Source organism: Mucilaginibacter mali, from assembly GCF_013283875.1.
In the GTDB taxonomy this organism is placed as follows: domain Bacteria; phylum Bacteroidota; class Bacteroidia; order Sphingobacteriales; family Sphingobacteriaceae; genus Mucilaginibacter; species Mucilaginibacter mali.
Window position 1 is genome coordinate 1,536,836 of record NZ_CP054139.1, and the last position, 20,023, is coordinate 1,556,858.

At 47.8% G+C, this 20,023-nt stretch carries 15 protein-coding genes; 11 read left to right on the top strand and 4 right to left on the bottom strand.

Translation table 11 applies throughout. From position 1 onward, the window contains the following. Nucleotides 1–212: 212 nt before the first annotated feature. The gene (locus HQ865_RS06640; RefSeq protein WP_173414137.1) at nucleotides 213–641 is read left to right on the top strand and encodes a hypothetical protein; all 429 of its coding nucleotides are present in this window, start codon (nucleotides 213–215) and stop codon (nucleotides 639–641) included. Between the two features lie 49 nt (nucleotides 642–690). Here HQ865_RS06640 and HQ865_RS06645 read toward each other — a convergent pair whose 3' ends face one another. The 4 genes from HQ865_RS06645 to HQ865_RS06660 form a co-directional block, all read right to left on the bottom strand. Then, a complete protein-coding gene (locus tag HQ865_RS06645; RefSeq protein WP_173414138.1) occupies nucleotides 691–2,511 on the bottom strand; it encodes a DNA polymerase III subunit gamma/tau in 1,821 nt (606 codons plus the stop codon). 155 nt (nucleotides 2,512–2,666) lie between these two features. After that, on the bottom strand, nucleotides 2,667–4,493 hold the full coding sequence (locus HQ865_RS06650; RefSeq protein WP_173414139.1) for a phospholipase D-like domain-containing protein: 1,827 nt from the start codon (nucleotides 4,491–4,493) through the stop codon (nucleotides 2,667–2,669). 286 nt (nucleotides 4,494–4,779) lie between these two features. Further along, nucleotides 4,780–5,268 carry a VOC family protein gene (locus HQ865_RS06655; RefSeq protein ID WP_173414140.1) on the bottom strand — a complete coding sequence of 163 codons (489 nt, stop codon included), beginning with the start codon at nucleotides 5,266–5,268 and terminating at the stop codon, nucleotides 4,780–4,782. 93 nt (nucleotides 5,269–5,361) lie between these two features. After that, nucleotides 5,362–5,985, bottom strand: coding sequence for a hypothetical protein (locus HQ865_RS06660; RefSeq protein ID WP_173414141.1), 624 nt, complete (start codon nucleotides 5,983–5,985; stop codon nucleotides 5,362–5,364). Between the two features lie 165 nt (nucleotides 5,986–6,150). Here HQ865_RS06660 and HQ865_RS06665 point away from each other — a divergent pair, with 165 nt between their 5' ends. The 10 genes from HQ865_RS06665 (at nucleotide 6,151) to HQ865_RS06710 (ending at nucleotide 19,646) form a co-directional block, all read left to right on the top strand. Continuing rightward, the gene (locus tag HQ865_RS06665) at nucleotides 6,151–8,943 is read left to right on the top strand and encodes an outer membrane beta-barrel protein (protein WP_173414142.1); all 2,793 of its coding nucleotides are present in this window, start codon (nucleotides 6,151–6,153) and stop codon (nucleotides 8,941–8,943) included. A 116-nt stretch (nucleotides 8,944–9,059) separates the two neighbouring features. After that, nucleotides 9,060–9,683, top strand: coding sequence for a ribosome biogenesis GTP-binding protein YihA/YsxC (yihA, locus tag HQ865_RS06670; protein WP_173414143.1), 624 nt, complete (start codon nucleotides 9,060–9,062; stop codon nucleotides 9,681–9,683). 160 nt (nucleotides 9,684–9,843) lie between these two features. Further along, the gene (locus HQ865_RS06675; protein ID WP_173414144.1) at nucleotides 9,844–10,725 is read left to right on the top strand and encodes a UbiA-like polyprenyltransferase; all 882 of its coding nucleotides are present in this window, start codon (nucleotides 9,844–9,846) and stop codon (nucleotides 10,723–10,725) included. Nucleotides 10,726–11,171: 446 nt separating this feature from the next. Next, a complete protein-coding gene (locus HQ865_RS06680) occupies nucleotides 11,172–11,636 on the top strand; it encodes a GNAT family N-acetyltransferase (RefSeq protein ID WP_173414145.1) in 465 nt (154 codons plus the stop codon). Nucleotides 11,637–11,933: 297 nt separating this feature from the next. After that, nucleotides 11,934–14,018 carry a HEPN domain-containing protein gene (locus HQ865_RS06685; protein WP_173414146.1) on the top strand — a complete coding sequence of 695 codons (2,085 nt, stop codon included), beginning with the start codon at nucleotides 11,934–11,936 and terminating at the stop codon, nucleotides 14,016–14,018. Then, entirely contained in the window at nucleotides 14,015–14,794 is a 780-nt protein-coding gene (gene cobA / locus HQ865_RS06690) for a uroporphyrinogen-III C-methyltransferase (protein ID WP_173414147.1), read from the top strand. The genes HQ865_RS06685 and cobA overlap by 4 nt, the downstream gene beginning before the upstream one ends. Beyond that, the gene (locus HQ865_RS06695; RefSeq protein ID WP_173414148.1) at nucleotides 14,772–16,289 is read left to right on the top strand and encodes a TSUP family transporter; all 1,518 of its coding nucleotides are present in this window, start codon (nucleotides 14,772–14,774) and stop codon (nucleotides 16,287–16,289) included. Before cobA ends, HQ865_RS06695 begins: the two co-directional genes overlap by 23 nt. After that, the gene (locus HQ865_RS06700; RefSeq protein WP_173414149.1) at nucleotides 16,289–17,032 is read left to right on the top strand and encodes a phosphoadenylyl-sulfate reductase; all 744 of its coding nucleotides are present in this window, start codon (nucleotides 16,289–16,291) and stop codon (nucleotides 17,030–17,032) included. Before HQ865_RS06695 ends, HQ865_RS06700 begins: the two co-directional genes overlap by 1 nt. Before the next feature lie 459 nt (nucleotides 17,033–17,491). Further along, complete coding sequence (gene cysD, locus HQ865_RS06705; RefSeq protein ID WP_173414150.1) at nucleotides 17,492–18,391, top strand: sulfate adenylyltransferase subunit CysD; 900 nt, start codon at nucleotides 17,492–17,494, stop codon at nucleotides 18,389–18,391. Between the two features lies 1 nt (nucleotide 18,392). Next, entirely contained in the window at nucleotides 18,393–19,646 is a 1,254-nt protein-coding gene (locus tag HQ865_RS06710) for a sulfate adenylyltransferase subunit 1 (protein ID WP_173414151.1), read from the top strand. The last annotated feature ends 377 nt before the right edge of the window (nucleotides 19,647–20,023 follow it).

Below are 20,023 nucleotides of genomic sequence, written 5' to 3' on the forward strand. Positions count from 1 at the left end.
TAAGTGTCTGTTGTACACTAAACAGGCGGTATAGATTTAATCAGGCACGGATTTTTTCGAATTTAGGCGAATTACACGAATTGAAAATAATGATTCGTGCAATCCGGTTAAATTGTAAACAACAAGCAAGGAATTCGTGCTCATAAAAAATAGCCCGCGCAAACCAATTATGGTCTGAACGGTTTATCTTTATATACTAAAACCATACAGCCATGAACCCGGATAATTTTGATGAATTTGATAACGAAGAGAACGACAGGGACCGCACCCTGCGCGATAGCCTTGGCGAAACTACCGACGAGGACGAACTGAAATACGATCCCGATAAAAACAGTTTTGAGTTTGACGTAAAAAGCGATGACCCGGATTACGATCACCCAGACCCGTACGATACTACGGTGGCTAACGGCGACGATATCAGCTCGACTTACGACGAGGCTAACCCCTACGATGTGAACGGCGAGTACGATAGCAAGCGATCGATAGAAACCGACGTTGACCAGTTGGGTATGCACATTGATGATGGCGACATTGTTGAGGTTGATCCTGCCGATGAGTTGTTATCACGCACTCCCGAAGATGATCGTGATGACCTTGATGAAGAGGGGTATCCGAAAAATGACGGGAATTATTTGAAGTAGTAGCAGTTTGCAGTGGGCAGTCCTGTGCAAACTGCCCACTGCAAACTGATTATTCTACATCCAAATTAAACTTCTTCCGCAACTCCATCAGTTGCGGGTTTTTGGCGGCCATGTGCTGAAACTTCTCTACCGCTGTATACGGGCGCTTGCTCACCATATGTTCATCTACCCGGGTAATCACCGTCAGGTCGAAGTTTTTTAGTGTGGTACGCATATAGTTCAGTAGGTTTGGCTTTTCCTCGCGGAATGCTGCTTCCTGCGCTTTGGTGCTCACGGCTATCTCGTAATCAACCGGGCCTAACTGCTTAGGTGCATCGCCCGAAAATATGGTAACCAGTGTAGGTTTATTATCCTTTTTTAGTTTAGCTGTATAATCGGCCCAGCATTTCAAAAATTCATCGTAGGTAAAGCTTTCCTTATCGGTGCCTTTCAGGTACGGGTCGTCATCATTAGCGGCCTCTTCTTCCACCTGCTTACCCATATCGCTGAATGATGGGATCTTGATAGACATGGACGATGAACCCGAATTAGGCACAAAAACCTTAGGCTTCTCCACCGGTGGAGGAGTTGCAAGCGCTTGCTGTGTTTGTGCCGCAGGCATAGAAGAAACTGAGGCACTTACAGGCTGCGATATTGGTGCAGCAGTTTGCTGTACCTGTGTAACAGGGACAGCTGGCGGTGCCGAAACAGGCGTTTTTTGTTCAGAAACCGGCGCTATTGCTGAGGTATCAGGTTTTTTTTTTAATTGCCCCTCGGGCATCGCGGCTAAACTAAAGGCCGATGGCAGGTGGCATATCTTCAACAAGGCCAGTTCAACTTGCAATCGCTGGTTTTTGCTCAGGCGATAGTTCAGGTCGCATTGGTTGGCAATGGCCATGGCCGATAACAGGAATGATACCGATGTAGCCTGCGATTGCTGCAGGTATTTATTACGGATGCCCTCGCTCACTTCCAGTAGTTTCAGCGTACCGCTATCCTTGCCAACCAGCAGGTTGCGCAGGTGGGCGGTAAGGCCGCTGATGAAGTGCGCGCCGTCGAAACCCTTGCTCAATATCTCATCAAACAGTAATAAAACCTTGGCCGTATCTTCCTTTAAAAGGCTGTCGGTAATGCTGAAATAGTAATCATAGTCAAGGATGTTCAGGTTATCGATAACCGAACTGTAAGTAACGTTACCGCCCGAAAAGCTAACGATCTGATCGAACATCGAGAGCGCATCGCGCAAACCACCATCTGCCTTTTGGGCAATAATGTGCAGGCCATCGTCCTCGTATTTAATGCTCTCTTTTACGGCGATCCCGGCCAGGTGGTTGGCCATATCTTCAACCCTTATACGGTTAAAGTCAAAGATCTGGCAACGCGACAGGATGGTGGGCAATATCTTATGCTTCTCGGTAGTGGCCAGAATAAAGATGGCGTAATGCGGGGGTTCTTCCAGCGTTTTCAGGAAGGCGTTAAAAGCCGCCTGCGATAGCATGTGCACCTCATCGATGATATATACCTTATATCTTGCACCCTGTGGCGGTATGCGCACCTGGTCTATCAGGTTACGGATATCATCTACAGAGTTATTCGATGCTGCATCCAGCTCATGAATGTTAAAAGAATTTCCGTTCTGGAACGACTTGCACGAATTGCACTCGCCGCAGGCTTCGCCATTGGGCTGCAAATTCTCGCAGTTAATGGTTTTTGCCAGGATACGCGCGCATGTTGTTTTACCCACCCCACGCGGCCCGCAGAATAAAAATGCCTGCGCCAGCTGATTATTTTTAATTGCATTCTTCAGCGTATTGGTAATATGCTGCTGACCTACAACGGTTTCAAATGTAGCGGGGCGGTATTTTCGGGCCGAAACAATAAAATTCTCCACATGGCTAAGGTAATAATTTTTTAACAAGTGGTGAGCCGTCAATAACAAGATTGTCATTGCGAGCGATAGCGCGGCAATCTCAGACGACAAGCAACGGGGACTTGCCTATGAGATTGCCGCGTTGCTACGCTCTCCTCAATGACAGATGATATAGCTTACCCAAACAAAACCCTATCCGTACAATGCAGGTCCTTAGGGTCGAAATAGCGTTTGGCCCAGCTATCGTTATTATAAAGATTTAGCGTATGTGTTGCAGGGTGCGTGGCGGCCTTTTTTGATGCGGTTGTATTATCCTCGCCTTTAATAGCTGGTTTAGCGGTGTCTTTTTTAGGTGCGGCATGCGCGTTGCGGAAGTCAAAATGATCTACCAGACCAATGGCTTCAATAGCAAACGCTGTAGCAATATCAGGGTTGGCAATGCGGATCAGGTTGTCGCCGTTTGCTTTTTCGCCGCCCTCGGCCAGGTTTGATGAGCCGCAGAAAACTACGGCATGGTCGGTATTAAAATCGCAGATGATAAACTTATGGTGCACCTGGTGCCCGAAGGATATGGAGCGTTCCTTATTAAAGGGTGGCGGTAGTATGGTGGTGCCGGGCTTGCCACCTACCAGCACGCCGGTTTTATTGCCCGGTTTATACAGGTAGGTACCCGCGCCCGGGGCATCGGATATGCCATAGCTAAAGATATCCTGGTTTTCGTGCAGGTGGGTTAATGCCGGGTATACCGATCCGCCGCCTGCCATATCCATCACGGCGAAGAGCACGCTGCTGGTAGCGGCATTTACCCGGTTGGCCACTTCATCAAGCACGTTTTTGGCGATATCGTCGGGATGCGGCGAAAAACTGATGGTCAGTGGTTCCGCATCGCCGGTTTCAAATACCGAAGCTATTTCGGCCAGTGGCGATTGATTGAAGCTTACGCTTACCTTGTCTTTCCAGGCTTCGGCAAACACAGCGGCATATGCCCCGGCTATTTGCGGATTGTTAAACACCAGCACATGGTTTGAGTTAACATACATACCCGTAACCGAAAAATTGGTAGAGCCGGTAAGTACTTTAACCGGCTGCGGTGCAGTATGTGGCGCGTTTTTATAAACAATAAACACCTTATGATGTGCGTAACGGCCAAACTTGCCGCGCATAATAGCGGCGTTGCCGGTAGCTGCTGCTTTAAACTGATCGGTAAAATCATCCTCCGGTTTACCGGGGTGATGCAGGGCTGCGTTATCCAGTATCATCCGGATGCGGCCCTGGGCAGCCAGTTTAATGAAAGCTGCGCAAACATCAGGCTCGTTCAGGTCGTAAGCGAAAATATCTACCGACAGGCTTGGGTCGGCAGTAACTTCATTGATCACCTCAAATATCCGCTCGCGCGCTGTAAAACCCGACCATTCGTATTCGTCCTGGAAAGTGTATGATTGCCCGGCAGCATTGGTGCCGGCATTAACGGTAGTATCAAATAATAACTGTTTGCCGACGGGGCGAAAATCGGCATCCTTGCCAAAGTGGCGTGTAAACGCCTGCGATTGCACAAAACCGCGGGTAAAGCCCAGTTTAACCTCATCTATGGAAAAACGATCTACAACAATATCAACCGAAACGCTGAGTGTGGTATCGATAGCTTTGAGCAGTCCTGCCGCGTCAAAATATCGCGGGGTGATGGTATAGGTATAATTGCCGTAAAAAACACCTTCGTCCTGGTGAAACTGACCGGGCACATGCAACCACCTGAATTTTTGAATAGGGGCGTTGGCGGTTGAGTTTGCCGGTTCATTAGCTACAAGGGCATGGGCACCCGGTGCCAGGGTAAGGTTATTTAAAAGGTAATAATCGGGCTTAGTGCCGGGCTTTACGCAAATGGAGAACCCGGCCAGGTTGGTTACGGGTGTGTCATTAGCAAAATTAAAGGCAAGCAAGGTTTTAGCATCTCCGCGCCAGGCTTTCACCGAGAAGCCGGCACCGTTTGATCTGTTTTCAAACATGGCAATGGGTTTAGGGATAATGTGAACTATCGTGGGTTAATAATCAATCAAATATAAATAGCACCATGCTATTTATAAGTTAAAATTGGATTAATAATTACATTATTCACCGGGTGATTTTACGTTTTTGGGATACGTGTTTTCACCTGATGGCTTCCCTAAGTTGTCATTGCGAGCGATAGCGTGGCAATCTCATAGCAAGTTTACAACCTAAGAGATTGCCATGTCGCTCCTCCACATATTCCAAAGCTAATCTCCGCGCAATGACAAATATTTAAAAAGACATTTACTCTGCCAGTTTCAGCAACCCCTCCACATCCAACCGGCGGGTAAACATTGTAAGCTTACCGTTTTCGTCAACCGGCCATTGCTCCTTCGGGCGGTCCCAGTAAAGTTCAACACCGTTTTGGTCGGGGTCATCAAGGTATATCGCTTCAGATACGCCATGGTCCGACGCTCCGGTTACCGGGTAACCGGCATCCAGCAGGCGTTTAAGGGCAACGGCCAGATCCTTACGCCCGGGAAACAGGATGGCGGTATGATAAAGACCCGGCGCAAATTCGGGGGCCGGAGGGGCGCCTTTACTTTGCCAGGTGTTCAGACCGATGTGGTGGTGGTAGCCGCCGGCCGATATAAAAGCGGCCTGATCGCCATACTTCATCATCAGTTCAAAACCCAGCAGGCCGCAATAAAAATCTAACGACTTTTGCAGATCGCTCACTTTCAGGTGCACATGCCCGATGCGGGTTTGCGCGGGTATCTTGTAATCGCTCATTTTAAATTATGTGTTTAAACATGTAAATTTAAACAGACGGATTTGAATTGTTGTTATATAAATGTAATGTTTACTATAATTCAGCTTTATTTATCAAACTTTCCCTTTTATGTAAGCCACCAGCATCCCCCAGCTTTTAGCCTGCAATGCCCTGCTGATCACTTTGTCCCATTGCTTTTGGGCATCGGCATTGCGGCCGTTATTGGTTTCTTTTTGGTAAACGGTATTGATGCGGGCCTCATCTCGCGACAGCTGATCGCGTATACCCAATATCCCGGCGGCATAATCGCGGCTGTCGAAAAAGGTTTCGCTCAATTGTGTCTTTAATTCGGCAGCCATCAGCAGGTGGATATCGTAATGGCCCTGTTCGTGGTTAAGCACTTTGGCCTGTAGGTCGGGGTTATGCTTCACCGTATCGGCCAGCCAGGAATTGAATGAGAAGTAGGGGATGATCTGGAAAAAATATTTCGACTTACTGCCGTTTACCTGTAAAGTTTGCAACTTACGCAGGCCGATGAGCATTTTAGTGTTCGATGCGTTGTCGTTACCGGTGGGCGCGTTGCCTTTAAATTCGGCTGCGGTTAGTTTCATCGGGGTCATTGTGAAGCCGTTGATGAGGCGTGGATCTATCGATGACAGGTTTTGTGCTTTGGGCTGCGCGCAGGCTAAAGTGCAGACCGCTAAAAATGCTACAATAAGGACAAGGTTTTTGCTCATGCTGTAAATATGCTAAAAGCGGGTAAATGGTGCAAGTGGGTGCCTGATGCTTTATTACGATCAGAAATTTAATAACCTAAATATTACAAAATAATATCACCCCGACTTGCCAGATATAAAAGTATTTCTACATATTTGGAAACAAACTAACCTTATAGTTACTTAATGTACAAACAATTATTGCTGCCTGCCCTGCTGGTATTATTGGCATTTATGGGTATGGCACAAAACCGCGCCGAGATAAAGGGAAAGATCATTGATTCTGCCGATAAAAAACCTGTTGAAATAGTTACTGTAGCCGTTCTGCACGCCAAAGATACCACCGCGGCAGCACTGATAGCTTACGCCCAAACCGATAAGGATGGCTTGTTTAATGTCCGTAATCTGCCCAGCGCAGTGCCGTTAAAGGCAGTGATATCTTTTGTTGGCTTTAGGCCGTATGTGAAATTCTTCACGCTGATAAAAGGGCAAACGCTGAACATGGGCACCATTGAAATGGCCCCGAAGCTATTGAACGAGGTAACCATCACCGCCGAGCGCATGCCCATTACCATCCGCAAGGATACCATTGAATTTGACGCCGGCGCCTTTAAAACCAAACCCAACGCCGTTGCCGAAGACCTGTTGAAAAAACTGCCGGGTGTGGAGGTAGACAACAGCGGCAAAATAACGGTAATGGGCAAAGATGTTAGCAAGATATTGGTTGACGGCAAGGAGTTTTTCTCCAGCGATCTGCGTATCGCTTCAAAAAATCTGGATGCAGATCTGATATCAAAAGTGCAGGTATATGATGACCGTGAAAATGATCCGAACCACCTGATCCCTGACAATGAGGTGAACAAGATCATCAACCTGAAATTTAAAAAAGCGCTGAAAAAAAGTCTTTTCGGTAAAATGTATGCGGGTGCTGGCACGCAGGATCATTACCAAACCGGCGGTTTGTTCAACATGTTTAAAGATACCCTGCAGGTAAGCGCCCTGGGGTATACCAATAACCTGAACAGTACCGGGTTCGATTTTAACGACCTGTATACCAATGGTGGGGGCAACCGCGATGGCGGCGCCTTTTCACGCTCGGGAATTGGCTTTAACTTTGGCGGCGGCAATGGCCGGCAAACAGCTACATCAACCGGGATCAATATTAATACCGATTATGGCAAGAAGTTTAAGGTAAACCTATCATATCTGTATCGGCATACCAACTCTGCCTATAACACCATCACCAATCAACAGCAGTTTTTAAAGGATACCACCGTAATCACCGGTTCGGCCAGCGACAGGATGACACTGAGCGATAATCACCTGATCAGCGGTTCGCTTACCTGGAAACCGGACGACGCTACGCAGTTGCGGTATACGCCCAATGCCACCATCGCCAGCGGATCATCGAGCAATGCCAACGGCAGCAATAGCTACAGTAATTTTGTAAACCCTATCAACAACTCGCTCAACAGCAGTAATTCGTCAAACAGCAGCGCGTCGTTCAGTCAATCGCTCAACTATAATCATCAGCTTGATAAAAAGGGGTCATCGTGGGGAATTGATCACAATCTGAACATCAACCCGGGCTATAAAAACAACAGTTACGACAACCAGAACCTCACCTCGTATGTGGGTGCGTTACCATCGTACCTGCTGAAGCGCTTTGCCGATAACCTGAGTAAGAGCAGCAGCGGAACCGTATCGGCCAATTATCGCAAACAGGTGATAGAAAAGAAACTGAACATTGATGTAAGCGGCGGCGTTGATTATAACAACTCGCTGGATAAGGCATCTACCTACGATTACAACCCCATTACCGGCGAATACGACAGTTTTGTACTGATGTTAAGCAGTGATCTGAACCGCATTAGCTGGAAAGAAACCATCAACCCCGGCTTTACTTATAATATATCGCAGAAAACCAGTATTGTAGGGCACCTCAGTACACAGTGGCAGCAGGTTACTAACATATTTCAGCGCGGCTATAACGATATTAAACAGCAATTCTTTTTCCTGACGCCAAATGTAAGCCTGCGTTTAAACCATATATCTATTGGCTATAGCCGTAATGCCAATATCCCCAACATTGGCGATATGATCCCATATAGCATCGTATACAGTCCGCAGAGTTCGGTTACAGGTAACCCTGATCTAAAACCCGCTGTCAGTAACAGGTTCACGGTTAGCTACAATAATTACAATTATCAAAAGGGCCTGAGTTTTAACCTTAGCGGCAGTTATAATTTCGACGAGAATAGCATCTTCAGGCAGCGCACCATCAATAGCCAGCTGGTGGAAACCAGCATGCCGATAAACCGCGATGGGCGCTATGGTTTGAGTACCTATGCGTATTTATCTAAACAGGTAAAAAAAACAAAGGAACTTCAGCTCAGCATCAGCGCCAATGTTAACCTGTCGCAAAACCACGATTTTTTTGTGATCAACCGCCAGGACGGCTTTCAGAATAGCTACCGGGCCAGTTTCTCGCCAAGGGTGTCGCTTAATTATAAGGATATCGTCCAGTTCGATCCGTACTATTCCATATCGCAGGTATATACCCGTTACACCGGTGTAGCCTACAATGCCCAAAGCAACCTGACGCATAGTGGCGGCGCGCATTTTATGCTGTACTTTCCGGCTAAATTTAACCTGGAAGGAAACTATACCTATCAATTCAACCCGCAGGTGGCGCCGGGCTATCAAAAAAGCAGCAACCTCCTTAACCTTAACCTGGCCCACCAGTTTTTGGCTAAGGATCATGGCGAGATCAAACTCTCCTGCTATGATATCCTCAATCAAAACATCAGCAACTACCGTTACGTAGGCGCCAATACCATTACCGATACCCAATCGCAAATTATAAAGCGCTACTTTATGCTGACATTCCAGTACCGCTTCAATAAATCGACAGTTAAAGGCGATGAAAAGCCGGCACCAAGGCCATCGGGTAGTATGCCTATTATTATTAGGTATTGACGCCTGCGGCAGAGATTAGAGATTAGTTAATCAGAGATTAGTACGCATAGCGGATGGAAACTAATCTCCAACCTCTGATTAACTAATCTCTGATCTTAATCACTACCTTTGCCCCCATGATCATCAAATCAGCCGATTTTATTTGCAGTAACACCCAGATATCCAAACTGCCACCGCCGGTAAAGCCGGAGTATGCCTTTATTGGCCGATCTAACGTAGGCAAGTCATCGCTGATCAATATGCTGACCAATAAAAAAGGTTTGGCTAAAACATCGCAAACTCCGGGAAAAACCCAATTGATCAACCATTTTCTGATCAACGATAACTGGTACCTGGTGGATCTGCCCGGGTATGGTTATGCCCGTATCTCTAAAAGTAAAAAGGAGGATTGGGATAAATTCATCCGCAACTACCTTAACAAGCGCGAAAGCCTGCAATGCGTAATGGTGCTGATCGACAGCCGCCTGGAGCCGCAAAAAATAGACCTGGAGTTTTGCAATGTGCTGGGTGAAAAGGGTTTGCCCTTCGCGCTGATATTTACCAAAGCTGATAAGCAATCGGCTACCAAAACCGATCAAAACATCGCCAAGTTCCGCAAGGCCCTGCTGACTACTTTTGAGGAAGTGCCGGATATTTTCATTACATCGTCTGAAAATATGTTGGGCAGGGATGAAGTTTTGAATTTTATTGATGGCGTTAACCAGGGGTTTGTAGTGCCGGAGTTTAAGAGTTTTGAGTAGTTTTTATAATCCCGCGTTATTGCGCGGAACGAAGCAACTTCTACGCTTTTAGGTTAGTGCTTATTTAAATCAATTGTCATTGCCACGCTATCGCTCGCAATGACAATTGATTTAAATAAACCGAAACATTACTACCTTTGCAAACCATTTCGGTTTACAAATGAAAAAATATCTATCCCTGGTTACTTTCTCGCACACCATATTCGCTATGCCGTTTGCTTTTATCGGCTTCTTTTTGGCAGTTACTACTACCAGCCACCCCTTTAAATGGCAACTGCTGGTGCTGATGGTGTTGTGCATGGTATTTGCCCGTAACTCGGCTATGGCGTTTAACCGCTACCTGGACAGGGATATAGACGCTAAAAACCCGCGTACCAAACAACGCGATATACCGGCTGGCCGTATTACGCCGCAGGCGGGTTTAACGTTTACCATTATCAACTGCTTGTTATTTATCACCACTACATGGTTTATCAACCCCCTGTGCTTTTACCTGTCGCCGGTGGCTTTGCTGGTAGTGTTGGGATATAGCGCTACCAAAAGGTTTACAGCGCTTTGCCATTTGGTTTTGGGATTGGGCTTATCGCTGGCGCCTATCGGGGCGTATTTGGTGGTAACTGGTGAGTTCCAGTTGCTGCCCTTATTCTTTTCGCTATCGGTATTGTGCTGGGTGAGCGGTTTTGATATCATCTACGCTTTGCAGGACGAAGACTTCGACCGTAGCGAGAACCTGCACTCAATCCCCTCATACCTGGGTAAGATAAATGCCCTGCGTCTGTCTACCTTTTTGCATGTACTGTCGGCTATATTTATTATGTTGCCGGTGTTTTTTACAGCAGTAGGGGTATTGTATTATGTGGGTATTGTATTCTTTTGTTCGATGCTGGTCTATCAGCACCTGCTGGTTAAGCCAAACGATCTGAGCCGGGTAAACTTCGCCTTTATGACTACCAACGGCATTGCCAGCGTGGTGTTCGCCTCGCTGTTTCTGTTGGATAGGGTATTTGTGATCCATTTGTGGGAGCATTTGGGGAGGATGTAATCCGGTGAAAATGGTTGGCCCTTTTGACGATACTAAAGCGACCAGGCTTTTGGGCTTTTGGTTTCGGGGTGTTATATATTTATTTCTTTTGGGGGTGATCGTTTGGTCGTTATTGGGGCCAAGCAGAAAGGAAATAATAATGAAAAATGATTTGGCTGAGCAATTTAATGGGAAAGTTGATTCTATTTATTGCGATGAGCGAAACCATAGCATACAGATGGAGGTACTTTCAACAGGCTGGCTTTTTTCTACACTTTCCCAATGGGCGTCGAAAATTGAAGTAGGGGATTCAATGGCTAAGTCGCGGGGTTCTTTAAAATATATCTTTATAAAAAAGGGAAAGAACCTATTGTGTTAGATTATAAGGAAACTTTACCAGAAAAATAGCCTTTCTTCAAATAGCTATTATACTTGAAATGGCGGTGTTCTTCAGTTATCTTAGCCCAATGAATGCTGCCCAAACCCTCCGCACCACCAGCGCCAATCCACACTTCCGCACTTTAGTAACCCAGCTCGATGCCGAACTGCGCCTGATGTACGCCGACCTGATGGATACCTACGATCAGCACAATATCATTGAACATAACGATACCGTGGTAATTGCTTATGCTGATAGCCTGCCTGTGGGTTGCGGCTGTTTCAAACCTTTTGATAATGAGGCCGTGGAGGTAAAGCGAATGTTCGTTCACCCGGATGTGCGGGGCCGGGGCATCAGCAAGCTTATCCTTGGCGATCTGGAAGCCTGGGCACGTGAACTGGGCTTCACATATACCGTACTGGAAACCGGCCTGAAAAATTCCGACGCGCACCATTTATATCGTAAAACAGGTTACGTAGATATCCCAGGATTCGGGCCTTACATTGATCTTGAGGAAAGTATCTGCATGCGGAAAAGTCTGAACCATGATTAAACAGATTCACCTGATGACAAGATTTTATCTGTACACCTGATCCTGTTATCCTATAAATCTGTTTAATCATGGTTCAGGCAATCAATTGTAACAAATTTTAAATAAATTCTATTATTTCTGTAGACTTTATATATATTTGAAACATGAACGTAATTCCGGCTTGCCATATTAACCATATCTGGTGCTGCATGTACGCCGGAAGTACGCGGTAGTGATTGATTCAACATATTGTATATCAGCCTCTACAGCCAAAAGCCGCAGGGGCTTTTTTATATCATTGGTAAAAGAAAATAAGAAATGCAAAGCTTCAGAACCGAGCTGGAAAACCCGATAGTAGAAAAGGACATTATTGACCTGGAGCGTAAAATTCGTGCCTTTCGCGAGGGAAACATACACGAAGAAAAATTCCGCAGCCTGCGTTTGGCGCGCGGGATATACGGCCAGCGCCAGCCCGGTGTGCAGATGGTGCGCATTAAACTGCCCTTTGGCAGGGTTACTTTTAAACAAATATTGCGCATTGCCGATATAGCCGACGAATATGGCAGCGGCAACCTGCACCTCACTACCCGCCAGGACATACAGATCCACTACGTAAGCCTTGACCGTACGCCCGAATTATGGGCCAAGCTGGAACAGGATGATATTACCCTGCGCGAAGCCTGCGGTAACACTGTGCGTAACGTAACCGCATCGCCAACAGCCGGTATCGATCCGCTGGAGCCCTTTGATGTTTCGCCTTATGCGCAGGCTACATTTCAATATTTTCTGCGTAACCCTATCTGCCAGGAAATGGGCCGCAAGTTCAAGATCGCCTTTTCATCAAGCGATGCGGATACTGCTTTCGCCTACATTCATGATATAGGTGTTATTCCCAAATTGAGGGGTGAGGAGCGCGGCTTTAAAGTATTGTTAGGCGGTGGTTTGGGCGCGCAACCCGCTATTGCCAGCATTGTACACGGATTTTTGCCTGAGGATGAACTGATCCCGTTTATCGAGTCGGTTATCCGCGTGTTCGACCGTTATGGCGAACGCAACAACCGCAATAAGGCCCGCATGAAATTTGTGGTGGCCAAATTAGGTTTGGATGAATTGCTGCGACTGGTAGCATTAGAGCGCGTAGCCAATAAAGTAAAAACTTTCCCAATAGATAGGACAACTATCGCCACGCCTTTTATTCCCGAAAATACCAGTTACCCCCAAGCACCGGTTAGCTTGAAATATGAGCAATGGTTGGCAACCAATGTTTTTGAACAAAAGCAAAGCGGTTTTTATGGGGTATATGTAAAAGTGCCGGTAGGCGATATCAAAACCGCCGAAGCCCGCAAACTGGTGGAGGGTTTACGCCCATGGGTAGCCGATGAAATGCGGGTAACCGTTAACCAGGGCCTGTTACTGAAATATGTGCGCAAGGAAGCCCTGCCGGCCGTTTACGCAGCTTTAGTGGCCGTTAACCTGGCCGAACCGGGTTTCGACAGTGTGGCTGATGTAACCACTTGCCCCGGTACAGATACCTGCAACCTGGGTATCAGCAACAGCATGACCTTTGCGCGCGTGCTGGAAGATGTGGTGTTTAACGAGTATGAAGATTTTGTTTACAATCGCGATATCAAGATAAAAATAAGCGGCTGTATGAATAGCTGCGGTCAGCACGGGCTGGCGCATATCGGCTTCCACGGTAGTTCGCTAAAGGCAGGCACCCGGGTGTTGCCATCAATGCAGGTATTGCTGGGTGGTGGTACGGTGGGCGATGGCATTGGCCGTGCAGCTGATAAAGTGATCAAAGTTCCCGCGAAGCGTGCTGCTAATGTGCTGCGCTGGGTGCTGAATGACTATAAGGCTAATTCGGTAGAGAGCGAGGTTTTTCATGATTATTATGACCGTAATGGCAAGGATTATTTCTACCAGTTACTGAAGCCACTGGCCGATCTGACCAATTTGACTGACGAGGAATTTGTAGATTGGGGCCACGAGGAAACTTTTAAAACCGCTATTGGCGTGGGCGAGTGCGCCGGTGTAATGATTGACCTGGTTGCCACCCTGATATATGAAAGCGATGAGAAATTTGGCTGGGCCGAAGCCGCGTTTAACGAACAGCGCTGGGCCGATAGCATTTATCATAGTTACAGCGTTTTCATCAGTTCGGCAAAAGCTTTATTGCTTGATAAGGGTGTGAACAGCAGTACGCAGACAGGCATCATCAAATCGTTTGATGAGAAGTATGTGGAGACTGGCGAAGTGTCGCTGAATACAACTTTTGATGAACTGGTACTGCAGATCAACAAAAACGAACCAACAGAGGCGTTTGCCGCTGCTTACCTGCGCGACGCGGAATTATTTTTAACACAGGTAAAAGAAAAAAGAGAGGAAGCGGTGCAGGCATGATAACACAAAACACAAAAGAACCACGCATTACTTTGGTAGGCGCAGGCCCGGGCGATACCGACCTGATCACCATAAAAGGCCTCATCGCCCTGCAAAGCGCCGATGTGGTTTTGTATGATGCATTGGTGAACGATGAGATGCTGCAGTTTGCTCCGGCCAACGCCGTAAAGGTTTATGTAGGCAAACGCAACGGCGATCATAGCTATTCGCAGGAGGCGGTTAACAAGTTAATGGTTGATTACGCTTTGAACTACGGGCACGTGGTGCGCCTTAAAGGCGGCGATCCGTTTGTGTTTGGCCGTGGTTACGAAGAACTGGATCACGCGGCAGCTTATAGCATCCCTACACAGGTAATCCCCGGCATTTCAAGCTCAATTGGTGTGCCCGGCTTGCAAGGTATCCCGGTAACCCACCGTGGCTTGGCCGAAAGCTTTTGGGTGGTAACCGGTACTACAGCAAGCGGAATGCTGTCTAACGACCTGTACGATGCGGCTCGCAGCCGTGCTACAGTGGTTGTATTGATGGGATTGCATAAACTGAAGGAAATAGTTAAATTGTATCAAAACGAAGGCCGCGGTAAACTGCCCGTAGCGATAGTGCAAAGCGGATCTACCGCCGATGAGCAAATTGCCATTGGCGTGGTTGATACCATTGTTGAGGTAGTTGAAGAAAATAAAATAAAAGCGCCGGCGCTGATTGTTTTGGGCGAAGTAGTATCGCTGCACCCGAAGTTCCAGCCGATAAAAGATTTTTATGCCATTGCTGACAAAGAATAACGAGTTACCTGGTGATGCAGTGAAAGCGCCGGACAAGAACGAGTTGTTCCCGGTGTTTTTAAAGCTGAACGAATTGCATACGGTGCTGATTGGCGCGGGCAATATCGGTTTGGAAAAACTGACGGCCCTGCTTGGTAACAGTCCGCAGGCAAGGGTAACGGTTATTGCCAACAGTTTTGTACCTGAAGTGCATCATTTGGCATCAGCTTATCAGCAGGTTACCATTCTGCAAAAAACTTTTGCCGATACCGATCTGGATAATGCCGACCTGGTGGTAGCCGCTACCGGCAACCCCGAGTTGAATGATTATATCCGCCAGTCGGCCCGCGACAGGAAGTTGCTGGTTAATATTGCCGATAAGCCTGACCTGTGCGATTTTTATTTGGGTTCTATTGTGCAAAAGGGCAATCTGAAGATAGCCATCTCCACCAACGGCAAATCGCCAACAGTGGCCAAGCGCATCAAGGAGGTCTTGAACGATGGCATCCCCGATGAAATAGATACCACTCTTACCCAGGTAAACCAGCTACGCAACGCTCTGCATGGCGATTTCAGCGAAAAAGTGCGCCAGTTGAATAAGCTGACCGCCGTACTGGTTGAGCAAAAGAAACCGGTTGAAGAGAAAAAGAATTTTAAATGGCTGATATGGGGTACCATTGTGCTGTCGGTACTAATTATTGTTACTACGCTTTGGTTTAAAGATCCATCGGCCCAGGCTTTTATACGCGATATCGACCCGGTATTCTATTATTTTTTAGGTGCGGGGTTTTTATTTGCCATGATAGACGGGGCCATCGGCATGTCGTATGGTGTTACTTCAACCAGTTTTTCGCTAAGCATGGGCATCCCGCCGGCTTCGGCCAGTATGGCGGTGCACTTGAGCGAGATCATGAGCAACGGGATTGCCGGCTGGATGCATTACCGCCTGAATAATATCAACTGGAAATTGTTTTGGTTGTTGTTGATACCTGGTGCGGTCGGTGCGGGGATCGGCGCTTTCCTGTTATCATCTTTAGAACATTATAGTGCTTACACCAAACCGGTCGTATCGGTATATACATTGATATTAGGCTGGGTGATATTGAATAAAGCATTTAAATCGGCTAAGAAGCGCTCGGCCGATAAGATCAAGAAAATATCCCTGCTGGGTTTTGGCGGTGGTTTTATTGATGCTGTTGGCGGCGGTGGCTGGGGATCTATCGTGCTGTCGAGTTTAATTGCCGGCGGTCGTAACCCTCGCTTTTCGCTGGGCACAGTTAAACTGTCGCGATTTTTTATCGCAATGGTAAGCTCAACTATGTTCATTACCATGCTCAGTCATGAAAGCCGTTGGGATGCCGTGGCCGGGCTGATCATCGGCAGCGCGTTGGCAGCGCCTATCGCGGTTAGGGTATCCAACAAAATATCTGTTAAAACCATTATGGTGGCGGTGGGCATTATTGTAATGCTCATCAGCCTGCGCAGTATCGTATTATTTTTAATGAAGGTGATTTAATGAATGCCCTTGTAGAACATATCAAACAACAAACAGCCGGGCTATCACCCGTGCAAGCCCTGCAGCATCTGGCCGATACTTATCCCGGTGGCGTGGTATTCTCCACCAGTTTTGGCTGGGAAGATCAGGTGATCACGCACATGATCTTCGCCAATAATATCCCCATCAAGGTATTTACGCTGGAGACCGGCCGCCTGTTCCCCGAAACTTATTATGTATGGAACCGCACACTGGAAATGTACGGCAAACAGATAGAGGCTTATTTCCCTGACGCGGAAAAAGTGCAGCAGATGGTAAGCCGTAAGGGCCCGAATAGTTTTTACGAATCGGTTGATAACCGGAAGGAGTGCTGCAACATCCGTAAGATAGAACCACTGAAGCGTGCCCTTGCAGGCAACCAGTGCTGGATAACCGGTATCCGCGCAGAGCAATCGGCCAACCGCCAGCACATGGCGGATGTGGAGTGGGACGAGGGTAACAAGCTGGTGAAATTTCACCCGGTATACGATTGGGACCTGGGCGATGTGAAGCAATACATCCGCGATAATAATGTGCCCTACAATACCCTGCACGACAGGGGCTTCCCCAGTATTGGCTGCGCGCCCTGTACCCGTGCGGTACAACCCGGCGAGGATTTCCGTGCGGGCAGATGGTGGTGGGAAGATCAATCGAAAAAGGAATGCGGGTTGCACAGCGTGGATGCAACTATCGATGAAGAGACTAAGGAGTTGAGGCCGTTGTAAAGCCGGTTGGTGGCGAAGACTCACCCGGTCGTGGCTTCGCCCGACCACCCTCTCTCCGCTGCGCGGAAAGAGGGGAGATACAACAGTAGCGATGGGTTTCAAACCCATCGCTATATCGATAAAAGCAATCCTGCCGGCTACCCGCGCAGCGAAGAGAGGCCGACCAGCGAAGCGTTGTCGGGGTGAGTAAGGCGGTAAGCAGAGCCGCAACCCCGCGATAGGGATAGCAGTGGAAAGCCCGGAGCGCGGGCGGGAATGAGTGAAAGAAAAGCGAGGACTTGGAACGGATAGCCCGGGCCACAGGCATCGCCAAAAAAAGAAAGACTAAGGTGTCATGCCGAACTTGTTTCGGCATCTCACTTGCAAAGTAATAAATGTGTATGAATGACCTGTTTGATGGGGTGCCGAAATAAGTTCGGCATGACATGAAGGTTAGAGAGCAAAAGAGATAAAATAGTAATGACAAAACCGGATTATTTAGACGAGTTGGAGGCCGAGGCTATCCATATTTTACGGGAGGTTGCCGGGCAGTTTGAAAAGCCGGCGTTGCTGTTCTCGGGTGGTAAGGATTCTATTACGCTGGTGCGCCTGGCCGAGAAGGCTTTCCGACCGGGTAAGTTCCCGTTCCCGCTGGTGCACATAGATACCGGTCATAACTTTGAGGAAACCATCCGCTACCGCGATGAGATGGTAGCCCGCATTGGCGAGAAACTGATCGTCGGCCATGTGCAGGATGATATTGATGCCGGCAGGGTGGTGGAGCAAAAAGGCAAAAACGCCAGCCGTAACCAGTTGCAAACGGTTACCCTGCTAAACACCATTGCCAGGCATCAGTTTGATGCCTGTATAGGTGGTGCCCGTCGCGATGAAGAAAAGGCCCGTGCTAAAGAGCGCGTTTTCAGTGTGCGCGATGAGTTTGGCCAATGGAACCCCAAAAGCCAGCGCCCTGAACTTTGGGACCTGTATAATGGCAAGATACATAAGGGCGAGAACGTACGCGTGTTCCCCATCAGTAATTGGACCGAACTGGATGTGTGGAACTATATCCGCCGCGAAAATATCCCGCTGCCAAGTATCTACTTCGCGCATGAGCGTGATGTGATAACCCGTAACGGGCAACTGATGGCCGCATCACCTTTCCTGAATATGGATGACGAGGATGTGGTACAACGCAAGAACGTTCGCTTCCGCACCGTGGGTGATATGAGTTGCACGGCGGCGGTAGAATCGTACGCGTTTGAGATAGATGATATTATAGCCGAGATAAGCGCCAGCAATATCAGCGAGCGCGGCGCACGTATGGACGATAAAGTGAGCGAAGCCGCCATGGAAGACCGCAAGAAAGGGGGATACTTTTAATATGAATATGCTTAAATTTTTAACCGCCGGTAGTGTGGATGACGGAAAAAGTACCCTCATCGGCAGGTTATTGTACGATACGGATTCTATTCTTGATGACCAGCTGGAAGCGCTGCAACGCAGCAACCGCAAGAATGATGATGGCACCATCGACCTGGCCATCCTTACCGACGGTCTGAAAGCCGAGCGCGAGCAGGGGATTACCATTGATGTGGCCTACAAATACTTCCAGACCGAGAAACGCAAATTCATTATTGCCGATACTCCGGGGCATATCCAGTATACCCGCAACATGGTTACAGGTGCATCTAACGCCGGGCTGGCTATTATTTTGATAGATGCCCGTAAAGGTGTTATCGAGCAAACCATCCGCCACTCGTTCCTGGTATCGCTGCTGGAAATCCCGCATGTGATCGTTTGCGTTAACAAGATGGATATGGTGGATTACAGCGAGGAAGTATTTGACCAGATCGTTGCCGACTACCGCGCCAAAATAGCCGTTAAACTGAACCTTAAAGATGTGCAGTACATACCGGTTAGCGCCTTGAAGGGTGATAACGTTTGCTATCCGTCTGACAGGATGTTTTGGTATAAAGGCACCCACCTGTTGGAGCATCTGGAGACCGTAGAAACTCATACCGGCGAAGAAATCAATGTTACCCGCATGCCGGTACAATGGGTGGTACGCCCTCAAACTGACGAACTGCACGACTACCGCGGTTATGCCGGTAAGGTACTTAGCGGCAGTTTTAAACTGAACGATAGCGTTACCGTATTGCCATCGGGCTTTACGACCACGCTGGACAGGATAGAGCTATTTGATAAACGCCCGGAAGAAGCGGTAGCCGGTATGTCGGTTACCCTGCATTTAAAGGACGAGATAGATATCAGCAGAGGCGATATATTAGTGAAGAGCAATCAGCCGCCTATCGTATCGCAACTGATAGAAGCCGACCTGTGCTGGATGGATACTAAACCGCTTGACCCTACATTAACCTACCTGCTACAACACAACAGCAAGGTAACGCGCTGCCGCATAAGCGAGGTGCTGTATAAAATGCAGATAAACACGCTGGAAAAACTGTATGACGAAGAGTTTAAACTGAACGACATTGGCCGCATTGTGATCAAAACCGCCGATCCGCTGGCCTTTGATGTTTACCAGCAGAACAAAGCGAATGGCCGTGCCATTTTAATTGATAGCCGTACGAATTTAACCGTTGGAGCGCTGATGTTCAGGGCCGCGGCGGAGTAGAAGCCTCACCCCAAACCCCTCTCCAGTGGAGAGGGGCTTAAAAAAAGAGGCATAAAGAGTGTTGTGGGCAGAGAGGCAATAGGCCTGCGTCTTTGCTAATAGTTAATTCCTAAATTTGAGAGAGAGGACGCGCCCGCACAGGCGCGTTCCTTTTTTGTGGGCAGTTTCCATGTCATTGCTGTAAGGAACGACAGCGACGAAGCAATCTCATAGGAAGGTCCTCGTTGCATGTCCTATGAGATTATTATAAGTTATTAATGAGCTCCCGTTGGTCGGTTGTCCACGCTATCGCTCGCAATGACATAGTTGTACAAAACAATAAACCCGCTTACAGCCATCGCCATAAACGGGTTTAAAGTATTAAGTAAAAAGATTAT